Source organism: Thiolapillus sp. (assembly GCF_048562965.1).
Classification (GTDB): Bacteria; Pseudomonadota; Gammaproteobacteria; order Chromatiales; family Chromatiaceae; genus Thiolapillus; species Thiolapillus brandeum_A.
Genome location: NZ_JBHNMF010000080.1, coordinates 1 through 9,919, shown reverse-complemented (window position 1 = coordinate 9,919; position 9,919 = coordinate 1). Strand labels below are relative to the sequence as shown.

General features: G+C 56.7%; 11 protein-coding genes and 1 tRNA gene. 8 read left to right on the top strand and 4 right to left on the bottom strand.

The window, feature by feature from the left end:
- Window positions 1-213: 213 nt before the first annotated feature.
- Window positions 214-1,254, bottom strand: a complete 1,041-nt coding sequence (gene epmB / locus ACOCD2_RS06555; RefSeq protein ID WP_293646875.1) for an EF-P beta-lysylation protein EpmB — start codon at window positions 1,252-1,254, stop codon at window positions 214-216.
- Between the two features lie 69 nt (window positions 1,255-1,323).
- Here epmB and efp point away from each other — a divergent pair, with 69 nt between their 5' ends.
- Complete coding sequence (gene efp / locus ACOCD2_RS06550) at window positions 1,324-1,893, top strand: elongation factor P (RefSeq protein WP_293646873.1); 570 nt, start codon at window positions 1,324-1,326, stop codon at window positions 1,891-1,893.
- Window positions 1,890-2,840, top strand: coding sequence for an EF-P lysine aminoacylase EpmA (epmA, locus tag ACOCD2_RS06545; RefSeq protein ID WP_293646871.1), 951 nt, complete (start codon window positions 1,890-1,892; stop codon window positions 2,838-2,840). Before efp ends, epmA begins: the two co-directional genes overlap by 4 nt.
- Here the strand turns inward: epmA and asd are convergent.
- On the bottom strand, window positions 2,797-3,696 hold the full coding sequence (gene asd / locus ACOCD2_RS06540; protein WP_293646869.1) for an archaetidylserine decarboxylase: 900 nt from the start codon (window positions 3,694-3,696) through the stop codon (window positions 2,797-2,799). The two genes, epmA and asd, sit on opposite strands and share 44 nt — an antisense overlap.
- 7 nt (window positions 3,697-3,703) lie before the next feature.
- Window positions 3,704-4,309, bottom strand: coding sequence for an SCO family protein (locus ACOCD2_RS06535; protein WP_293646867.1), 606 nt, complete (start codon window positions 4,307-4,309; stop codon window positions 3,704-3,706).
- 111 nt (window positions 4,310-4,420) lie between these two features.
- Between ACOCD2_RS06535 and msrB the strand changes: the two genes are divergently transcribed.
- The 5 genes from msrB (at window position 4,421) to ACOCD2_RS06510 (ending at window position 8,420) form a co-directional block, all read left to right on the top strand.
- On the top strand, window positions 4,421-4,816 hold the full coding sequence (msrB, locus tag ACOCD2_RS06530) for a peptide-methionine (R)-S-oxide reductase MsrB (RefSeq protein ID WP_293646865.1): 396 nt from the start codon (window positions 4,421-4,423) through the stop codon (window positions 4,814-4,816).
- 62 nt (window positions 4,817-4,878) lie between these two features.
- On the top strand, window positions 4,879-5,181 hold the full coding sequence (locus tag ACOCD2_RS06525) for a hypothetical protein (protein WP_293646863.1): 303 nt from the start codon (window positions 4,879-4,881) through the stop codon (window positions 5,179-5,181).
- A 126-nt stretch (window positions 5,182-5,307) separates the two neighbouring features.
- Window positions 5,308-6,384, top strand: a complete 1,077-nt coding sequence (locus ACOCD2_RS06520; protein ID WP_293646861.1) for a phospholipase D-like domain-containing protein — start codon at window positions 5,308-5,310, stop codon at window positions 6,382-6,384.
- Window positions 6,381-7,115, top strand: coding sequence for a phospholipase D-like domain-containing protein (locus tag ACOCD2_RS06515; protein ID WP_293652452.1), 735 nt, complete (start codon window positions 6,381-6,383; stop codon window positions 7,113-7,115). The genes ACOCD2_RS06520 and ACOCD2_RS06515 overlap by 4 nt, the downstream gene beginning before the upstream one ends.
- A gap of 24 nt (window positions 7,116-7,139) precedes the next feature.
- A complete protein-coding gene (locus ACOCD2_RS06510) occupies window positions 7,140-8,420 on the top strand; it encodes an LssY C-terminal domain-containing protein (protein WP_293652453.1) in 1,281 nt (426 codons plus the stop codon).
- 85 nt (window positions 8,421-8,505) lie between these two features.
- On the opposite strand, the gene ACOCD2_RS06505 is transcribed toward ACOCD2_RS06510, so the two are convergent.
- A tRNA-Leu gene (locus tag ACOCD2_RS06505) sits at window positions 8,506-8,592 on the bottom strand.
- Between the two features lie 76 nt (window positions 8,593-8,668).
- Here ACOCD2_RS06505 and queA point away from each other — a divergent pair.
- Complete coding sequence (gene queA, locus ACOCD2_RS06500) at window positions 8,669-9,697, top strand: tRNA preQ1(34) S-adenosylmethionine ribosyltransferase-isomerase QueA (protein ID WP_293649803.1); 1,029 nt, start codon at window positions 8,669-8,671, stop codon at window positions 9,695-9,697.
- Window positions 9,698-9,919: the final 222 nt, after the last annotated feature.

Sequence of the window (9,919 nt, the reverse complement as noted above, 5' to 3'; positions counted from 1 at the left end):
GTCCATAGCGGCCTCCAGAAGTTTGTGTTGATTTCTCTTCTGAGAGGCCGCGCCTTGCTATGTCAACTATTTTTTGAGATTTTTAGTGGTTTTTCTCCTCTGAAACTCTAAACTCTAGTTGTATAGTAATAGCATGAAAAACAATGAAAAAAATACCTCGCTTCAATCGTGTTGATGAAAAAGTGTACGCGGGTTTTTATTGTGGACCATTGCTCAACCTGAAATAAGTTTTTTCCGGTTTTGTGATCCGAGCAACGTCTGCTTGCTGGGTGCGCCGGCAATTTCCCGCACCAGACGGGGCAACAGATAGCCGGGCAGCCGCCGCTCCATTCCCTGGTGCAGTCTCAGTGCAGATTGGTCATCCACTGCAAAATGTGCCGCACCCTGCACCGGATCCAGCTGATGCAGGTAGTAGGGCAATATGCCCATCTCGTACAGGGATTCATTCAGCGAGACCTGGGTGCGCACCTCGTCATTGACGCGCTTGAGGAGCACGGACTGATTGAGCAGGGTAATGCCGGCTTCACGCAGGGGTGTAAGTGCATGCGCCAGTACAGGAGTCAGTTCCCTGGGGTGGTTGGCATGAATGACCAGGCTGGTGGCCAGAGTAGTGCTATTCAGGATTTGGCTGAAGCCGGCATCCAGCCTGGCGGGCAGCACCACGGGAAGACGGCTGTGGATTCTCAGGCGGCGGATATGGGGGATTTCCTCCAGCGCTTCGATGAGTGCTTTCAGCCGGTTGTTGCCCAGCATAAGGGGATCACCACCGCTGAGGATGACCTCGCGGATGCTGGTATCCTGCCTCAGCTGTTCCAGCGCCGGTTGCCACTCGTTTTTCACTGCCTGGCGCCCTGCATAGGGGAAGTGGCGGCGGAAACAGTAGCGGCAATTGATGGCGCAGGCGCCTGTGGCGACGAGCAGTACGCGGCCCTGATACTTGTGGAGTATGCCATTGCCTTGGTGGGCAGCCTCGTCCTGCAGGGGGTCTTTCACAAAGCCGGGGGCATGGCGCAGTTCGGCGGCGACGGGCAATACCTGTAGCAGCAGGGGGTCGTTCGGGTCGCCCTTTCTCATCAGCGCGGCAAAATAGCGGGGTACGCGAAAAGGGAAACTCTTTGCCGCTTCTTCCATCGCAGGATTGAAATGTGCGGACAGATCAAGATCGTTCAGGAGTTCGCCAATGCTGGCGTATCCGTCAGCCAGCTGCTGCTGCCAGCTTTCGGTTTTCAAGGAAGCGGTGGAAAGGGGTATCATAGGCGTTTTTTCGGGAAGCTCGTGGGATGTCAGTGATGGTATGTCCCCACAGCACAACAAGAGGGTGACATGGCAACCTATAGTACAAACGAATTTCGTGGCGGGCTCAAGCTTCTTCTGGATGGTGACCCCTGCGTGATCATCGAGAATGAATTCGTCAAGCCGGGAAAGGGGCAGGCGTTCAATCGCGTCAGGCTGCGCAACCTGAAGACCGGCCGGGTGCTGGAGAAGACCTTTAAGTCGGGAGAATCGGTAGAAGCTGCCGACGTCATGGACCGGGATCTTCAGTACCTCTACAACGACGGCGAGTATTGGTACTTCATGGACAACGAAAGCTTCGAGCAGTACCAGGCGGATGCACACGCCATGGGTGATGCGGTGAAGTGGATCAAGGATCAGGACATCTGCAACGTCACCCTGTGGAACAATGCGCCCATCCTGGTGGAAGCCCCCAACTTCGTGGTGCTTGAAATCACCGACACCGACCCCGGTCTCAAGGGCGATACTTCCGGTGGTGGCGGCAAACCGGCCACCCTGGAGACCGGTGCGGTGGTCAGGGTGCCCCTGTTCGTGCAGATCGGTGAGAAAGTGAAGGTGGATACCCGCAAGGGCGAATACATCAGTCGTGTGAAGGATTGAAGTCAGTAAGGGAAAAGCTGCAGGCCAGGGCAGGTCAGCTGGCCGACGTCAGGCAGTTTTTTCTGCAAAGAGATGTCATCGAGGTCTGTACGCCGGTGCTCAGCCGGGCTTCCGGTACAGATCCGGCCATCGAGCCCCTGCAAACCTGCTATACCGGGCCGGGGTATCCCTCCGGCCTGCAGCTGTATCTGCAGACCTCCCCCGAGCTTGCCATGAAGCGCCTGCTGGCAATGGCCAGCGGCTCCATCTACCAGATTGTGCCGGTTTTCCGCGATGGCGAATACGGTCCCAGGCACAATCCCGAATTCACCCTGCTGGAATGGTACCGGACAGACTTCGATCATCACGATCTCATGGATGAGGTCGCAGAACTGGTGATGGCCTGTCTGCATGCAAGGCTGCCGGTTGAAAAAATCTCCTACGTCGAAATGTTCCTGAAGGCGTTTGGCTGGAATCCGCTGGAAGCAGGTATCGGGGAAATGAAAACGGCTGCGGTCTCCCGTGATATTCATGCCGAAGGACTGGAGCATCGGGATCAGTGGCTGGATCTGCTCATGAGCATGGTGATAGAACCGACCCTGGGCAGGCAGGGGCTGAGCTTTGTTTATGATTATCCTGCCAGCCAGGCTTCACTGGCACGGCTCAATGCCAGCGATCCCCGCGTCGCCAGCCGCTTCGAGCTGTATTATCAGGGTGTGGAACTGGCCAACGGTTTTCACGAACTGACGGATGCCGTGGAGCAGAGACGGCGTTTCGAGGAAGAGAATCGTCAGCGCCGGCAGCAGGGGCAGAGGCCGTTGCCGCTGGATGAAAATTTTCTCGCGGCCCTTGAAAACGGTTTGCCCGATTGTGCGGGAGTGGCTCTCGGTCTGGACAGGCTGCTGATGCTGCAGCAGGGTAAGACTACCCTGGAGAAGACGCTGGTTTTTTCCTTGAAGAACGTATGATCTTGCCAATACGTTGTCCCATGCGCACCCGAACCCCGGGCAGGAAAGCCTTGTCCCACTTGACGCGATTGCGGGCAAACAGGGTGATGACGGTCGAGCCCATGTTGAAGCGTCCCATCTCCTCGCCCTTTTTCAGAATGATTTTCTTGTCCTTGTCGTAGAGCCAGCTTGTGGGCGTATTACCGGGGCCCTTCACTTCTCCTGCCCATACGGTTTCCATGCTGCCAACGAAGATGGCGCCGACCAGGATCACCAGCATGGGGCCAGCGGCGGTATCGAAACCACAGATCAGCCGCTCGTTGCGCGCGAACAAACCGGGCACCAGTTGTACTGTGGCCTCGCTCACGCTGTACAGGTCACCGGGTACGAATATCATGCCGCGCAGCCGTCCGCTCAGGGGCATGTGTACGCGGTGATAATCGCGTGGAGACAGGTAGATGGTGGAATAGGCACCACCGTCGAAGTTCCGGGTGAGTTCCCGGTCCCCGCCCAGCAGCTGCAGTAACTCGAAATCATGGCCCTTTGCCTGGATCAGCTTACCCCGGTTGATGTAACCGACGTGACTGACCTTGCCGTCGCAGGGGCTGGCGACGGCGTCGGACTGATGGGCGATGGGGCGGGCGTCTGCCTTGAGTGCCCGCGTAAAAAAGGCGTTGAAGGAAGGGTAGCTGCTGGGTCTGGGGTTTTCCGCTTCGAACATGTCCACGGCATAGCGGGATACGACTTCCCGTATGAGCATGTTCTTGAAAGGCTTCCATGTGCTGCGGGTGACCTTGTACATGCCCTTTGCCAGCAGGTGCTGGGGCAACACTTTCAGCGCGGCGGTGAAAAACCTGTCTTTGAATCCTGGTTGCATGAAATTCTCAGTTAAAATATTGCAGATCCCTGGCGATCTCTGCCGGATTGTCTGAACCGGTGAACAATGCCAGAAGATAGCCTTCCGGGTTGATCAGGGCCACCACGCTGCTTTCGGGATTGCAGCCGGGGTTGTCGGTGTACAGGCCAATCTGCTGCCCAAGTTTCTGTATTTCCCTTTTGTCTCCCGAAACGGCCGTGAACGCCGGATTATAGAATTCGATGGCCTGTTTCAGTTTTTCCGTCCCGTCAGGGCCTGCAGCAGCCTGCACAAACACGATCCGGGTCGTCTTTTGCAGTGCCGGGTTTGCGGCCAGCCTGTTCCAGGCCGAGACGTACAGGCGCAGCAGACTATCACAACCACCGTCATACAGGTTGCCAACGACGACAAAATTCCAGAAATTCTTGAAGGAATCCGCGGTAAAAACCTTGCCGTCCTTGTCAGTCAGCACAAAGCCGCCTATTTTTTCCGGCCTGGGCAACACGGTAGCGCTGATATCTTTCACCAGTGGACGGGCATACTGATTGCCGAGGTAGTAGCTGGCGATGAAAATCAGGACAGCAAACAGGGCGAAAAGCAGTTTGGGAGCAATCTTTTTCTGGCGCAGTTTCAACTTGTTCCGGCTTGTCGTTCAGATGAAACCGGCAATTGTAACAGGAGGCATGCGCACGATTGTGCAACAATCAGTGTCTCCACATCAAACTGTATCAACAGGGTGAACAATGTGACAGGCAAAAAGATACTCAGCAGGGAGCATTTGCGCGAACTGCTGGGTGATGAACAGTATGCCGTCTGCTGCGAGCATGGCACTGAAGCACCTTTCACGGGCAAGTACTGGGATACAAAGACCTCTGGCGTCTATCATTGTGTCTGCTGTGATGCGCCGCTGTTCAGTTCCGAAACCAAGTTCGATTCCGGTTCGGGCTGGCCCAGTTACTGGCAACCGCTTTCCGAAGAAGCGGTTGCCAGCCGCGAAGACCGCAGCCACGGTATGCTGCGTATCGAAGTCTGCTGTGCCAGCTGTGATGCCCACCTCGGGCATGTGTTCTCCGATGGTCCGGAGCCGACAGGGCTGCGCTATTGCATCAATTCGGCAGCGCTGAAGCTGGTTCCGGAATAACCCGGGCCATTCTGCACAATGGGATCTGTTGCCTGGCATAGGCGGGCGGGGGAAGAAGAATGATGAAGAAAGCGTTGACTGTAATGGTACTGACCGGCTCGCAGCTGGGAACAGCAGCCTTGCCGCCCCGTTACCAGAACGAACGGGATCTGGATGCCATGGTGAGCTGGATCAAGAGCAATGAGCGTGTACTGACAACCCTGAACAGCATCGATTTTCGTGGCTGGACGGTGCGTTACGCGGATGACTGCAAGGCCGTATTCCACAGAAGACAGGTCGTGCATCCAGCGGGATGGGCTGGCCCGGCAGAGCCCCTCAAGTTCAGTTATTCCACCTGTGGCGGGAAAAGGACAAGGGGCGAATGAGATGAAAGCGGGATTAAAATGCCTGGCCGGCTGCGCTGGCAGAAAACTGAAAGTTCGGGAAGAGTCGGTAAGGCCTCTGACTTTCCGGTGGTCTGCCGGAACATGGGAAGCTGAGGGAGGGAAAGGATGAAGCTGAGGAGCCTGCTGATTGTTTCATCCATCCTGCTGCTTGTCGCCTGCAGCAGCCCCTCGTTGTGTACCGACCTGCCAAGGCCTGAGCTTTCCCAGGCTTCAGCGGAAGCGGAGTCCGGCATTCTGGCCAAAATCGCGGCAGATATCCGCTTGCAGCACGGCAATGACGCTTCCGGTTTCCGGCTGCTGGACGGCAGTGAGGAAGCGCTGGAGTGGCGGCTAGCACTCATCGATTCCGCTGTGTCCTCCCTGGATATACAGACCTATCTCTGGTACCCCGACGACTCCGGCACCCTGTTGCTGGAGCGGGTGGTGGAAGCTGCAAACCGGGGCGTAAGGGTGCGGCTCATCGTGGACGACCTGCTCACCATTGGCCTGGGGCAGCTCATGTACGAGTTGCAGAATCATCCCAACATCGAGTTCCGCATTTTCAATCCCTGGAAGGAGCGGGGCGTCCTTTCCCGTGCCGGAGCCTTTCTCGTGGAGATGGAACGCCTCAACCGCCGTATGCACGACAAGCTCATGGTGGCAGATGGTGTGGCGGCCATCGTCGGTGGACGCAATATCGGCGATCACTATTTTGGCCTCAGCGATGCCTACAATTTCCATGACCTCGATCTGCTGGGATTCGGTGCCATTGGCGCCCAGGCCAGCGGCATGTTCGACAGTTTCTGGAACCAAGTGTGTCTTCGGCCTCGTGATAGATTTTGGGACATCCCAGTCCCCAAAATCGACTCGGCCTTTGACAACCTATTGGTGCCCCAGCCGTCCTGGTCACCAAGCACTACGCAACAACTTCGCAAGCTCGTTGCTGCTCCGTACTTGTCTCCCAATGACTGGACGCCGCGTTTGGATGCCTACTTTGCTTCCCCTCTGGCGCTATGCGCACGACGGGTAAGCAGTGCGGCCTCGCGGCTACTGGGGTCTACCAGCCTTCGCTTCGCTCTCCATGGCTGGCAGCGAGCGAATGGGTGGTATCTGCAGGAAACCTGGATACCGAGCCGGATCCGGAGTTCGTCAGGAAGAAGTGGGACCGGATACGCGCAAGGAACCGTTCATCGGCAAGAATGAAACGTTTTGCGGAAAAACCCCAAAGCTGGGAGCATGAGCTGATGACGCTGGTTGATCAGCTTTACCCGGGCACCAGCCGGCTGGTTTACGATACAGCGGTTCACGAGGGCATTGCACAGAATGTGGCTGCCAATATCTTCGGCATCATGGGCAGCGCGCAAGAGGAGCTGCTCATCACCAATGCCTATATCATACCGGCCCAGCCTGCCATCGATCTCATCCGTGATCTGACAGATCGGGGTGTGAAGGTGCGCATTCTCACCAACTCCCTCGCCACCCATGATGTTCCCGCGGTGAACAGCCACTACAAGCCGTGGCGTGATGATCTCATCCTCGCCGGTGCGGAACTGCATGAGCTGAAGCCGGATGCCGCAATCCGCTCCCTGGTGGGGATTCCCCCCGTGCAGGGGGAATTCGTGGGCCTGCATACCAAGTCTTTCGTGGTGGACCGCAAGCGGGTGTTCATCGGCTCAATGAACCTCGATCCGCGCTCTTTCAACATCAATGCCGAAGCAGTGGTGGTGGTGGAGAGTCCCGGCCTGGGACAGGCCCTGGCGAAGGTTATGGAACGGGACATGTCGCCACAGAACGCCTGGCAGGTAAAACTCGATGCAGGGGGTAACCTGTACTGGGAAGACGATCAGGGAATACTCGAAGAACAGCCTGCACGGAACATGGGCCAACGGATCCAGGACGTCATATTCGAGGCTTTCCCCAGGGAGCAGTACTGAAACTGCACAGAAGGAGCAGAATTCATGATCCAGCAAACAGTTCCATACCGGCTCGTCTGTTTCTTCATTTCAGTATTGCTACTTTCCTTGCAGGTCGGTTGCTCTACAGCGCCATCCTGGCAGGCGCCGTCGGCAGGTGATGGCGTAAATCTGCTGCAGAATGCCGACACAGCGTCAAAGGAAGGCGTTGCCGTCACCGTGGCCATCCCCGGCAGGGAAGAGGCCGAAAAGCTTTTCGGTGTATCCCTGGCCAGCGTGCATATACAGCCGGTCTGGATCCAGGTGGACAATCACAGCGACAGGAGTTACCTGCTGCTCAAGCCGGGTATCGACAGGCTGCTCTATTCGCCCATGGAAGTGGCTTACCAGCTTCATGCCGATGGGCAGGAGCGCCAGAAAATGGAAGCCTTCTTCCGTTCCATGGAATTCCAGTCGCCGGTACAGGCGGGCAGCAAGGTTTCGGGTTTCGTGTTCACGCGCATGGATGAAGGCTACAAGGTGGTCAATATCGATCTGCTCGGAAACCACGATCTGAAAAGCTTTACCCTGCTCGTGAAAGCGCCCGGACTGGTCACTGATTCCAGCCAGGTGGATTTCGATCACCTCTACGAGAGATGGACCGATATCGAAACGGAAGAGGAACTGCGCCGGCTGCTTGCTGCCATGCCTTGCTGTACTACCGACCGGAGTGGCGAAGACTTTGGCGATCCGCTGAATATCGTGTTCATCGGTGATCGTCATACCCTGTTCTCGGCCCTGCTTCGTGCCGGCTGGAAGCAGACCGAAACCACGCATGCCATCGCCCTGCGCAAGACGATCGCTTCCTTCCTTTTCGGCAGCCGCTATCTTTATTCGCCTATCAGTCCGCTCTATGTTTTCGGCCGGCCACAGGATATCGGTTTCCAGAAAGCCCGTGAATCCATCTCCCTGCGCAACCACATGCGGTTGTGGCGTGCACCGTACAATTTTCGTGGCAAGGAAATCTACATCGGGCAGGTGAGCCGCGACATCGGGGTGAAGTTCAACAGGCACACCTTCACCACCCATGTCATCGATCCCGATGTGGGTCACACGCGCAACAACCTGATGGCGGATCTGGCCTACAGCCAGATGCTGCAGCGACTGAGCATGGTTGGCGGATCGCGCCTGTCCACGCCGGAAAAAACCTACTACAACCTGACGCCCGATCCCTATTATTCCGATGGCAAGCGTGCCGTGCTCTTTTTCGGCAGCAAGCCCACGCCCCTGGATGAAATCGGGCTGCTGAAATGGGAAAGCTCTGTCATTGATGTGCTGGGGCGATGACGGTAACGGTTGTGGGGTGGGAAGACACAAAAAAGCCCGCTGTTGTACGGGCTTGGTGTGCCTTGGGTGCAAGGCTACTGCTTGTTGGTACCGAGGGCCGGACTTGAACCGGCACGGCCTTGCGGCCAATGGATTTTGAATCCATCGTGTCTACCAATTTCACCACCCCGGCAGTAAACCCGGAAGTATAACCGCAAATTCAAAAGTGGCAAGTATTCGTTCGACGCTTGGGGTAGAATCCTGCGCCTATGCGTACATCCGATTTTTCCTATGACCTGCCCCGGGAACTGATCGCCCAGTACCCGGCCCAGCGCCGCACCGGCAGCCGCCTGCTGGTTGTCGATCAGGACAGGGGGCTGAGCAACAGGCAGTTCGGTGATTTTCCGCTTCTGCTGCGGGAGAATGACCTGCTGGTGTTCAATGACACCCGTGTCATGGCGGCCAGGCTGTACGGCCACAAGGAAACCGGTGGCAAGGTCGAGATCCTGCTGGAGCGACTGCTGCAGGAGAATCGGGCCCTGGCCCAGATTCGTGCCAGCAAGTCTCCCAAGGCCGGCAGCCGCATCCTCGTGGGGGATGCCGGGTTGGTGGTGGAAGGCCGGGAAGGCGACATGTTCATTCTGTCCACGGAACCGCCCGGGTTCATGTCCCTCATGTCTTCCCATGGGCATATGCCCCTGCCACCTTATATCCAGCGCGATGACGAGTCTTTCGATGAATCCCGCTATCAGACCGTGTATGCCGAAAAGGAAGGTTCCGTGGCTGCGCCCACTGCGGGACTGCACTTCGATGAATCTCTGCTGTCTGAACTGGCGCAGCGGGGCATCGGAACCGCGCGGGTCACTCTGCACGTGGGGGCAGGGACATTCCAGCCGGTACGGGTGGAGAATCTGGAAGATCACCTGATGCATGCCGAGTGGCTGCAGGTGTCGCAGGCGGTTTGCGACAAGGTGGCGGAGACAAAAGAACAGGGCGGTCGGGTGATCGCTGTGGGTACGACCAGCGTGCGCAGCCTGGAAAGTGCGGCTGCTGACGGTGTCCTGCAGCCATATGAAGGTGATACCCGCCTGTTCATCACACCCGGCTATGAATTCAAAGTAGTGGATGCCCTGCTGACCAATTTCCATCTGCCGGAATCCACGCTGCTGATGCTAGTCTGTGCCTTTGCCGGTTATGAAGAGGTCATGGCGGCTTATCGCCATGCGGTGATACACAAGTACCGCTTTTTCAGTTATGGCGACGCCATGTTTCTGAGTGGAACTAGTTCCCGTCTATAAATGCCAAGTCATTGAAATTCAATTGAAAAACCGAAAAAAGACGATGAGAAATCCGGTGCAGGATGGTACAATTATGATCTAAAGCATTGATACATAAGAAAACCGTAACTACTCACCCCTATCAGCATAGAGCTGTCCCGAAAAGGCCATTTGAATGGCGACCAGCGGATTGTATCCCTGATTTGCCATGGTCTGCAGGTAACTGGAGATGCGGCAATAGGC

Bases quoted from the DNA above. Each gene is read 5' to 3' on its own strand.
- epmB (WP_293646875.1), bottom strand. From the start codon at position 1,254: ATGATACCCCTTTCCACCGCTTCCTTGAAAACCGAAAGCTGGCAGCAG.
- efp (WP_293646873.1), top strand. From the start codon at position 1,324: ATGGCAACCTATAGTACAAACGAATTTCGTGGCGGGCTCAAGCTTCTT.
- asd (WP_293646869.1), bottom strand. From the start codon at position 3,696: ATGCAACCAGGATTCAAAGACAGGTTTTTCACCGCCGCGCTGAAAGTG.
- ACOCD2_RS06525 (WP_293646863.1), top strand. From the start codon at position 4,879: ATGAAGAAAGCGTTGACTGTAATGGTACTGACCGGCTCGCAGCTGGGA.
- ACOCD2_RS06520 (WP_293646861.1), top strand. From the start codon at position 5,308: ATGAAGCTGAGGAGCCTGCTGATTGTTTCATCCATCCTGCTGCTTGTC.
- ACOCD2_RS06515 (WP_293652452.1), top strand. From the start codon at position 6,381: ATGAAACGTTTTGCGGAAAAACCCCAAAGCTGGGAGCATGAGCTGATG.
- ACOCD2_RS06510 (WP_293652453.1), top strand. From the start codon at position 7,140: ATGATCCAGCAAACAGTTCCATACCGGCTCGTCTGTTTCTTCATTTCA.
- queA (WP_293649803.1), top strand. From the start codon at position 8,669: ATGCGTACATCCGATTTTTCCTATGACCTGCCCCGGGAACTGATCGCC.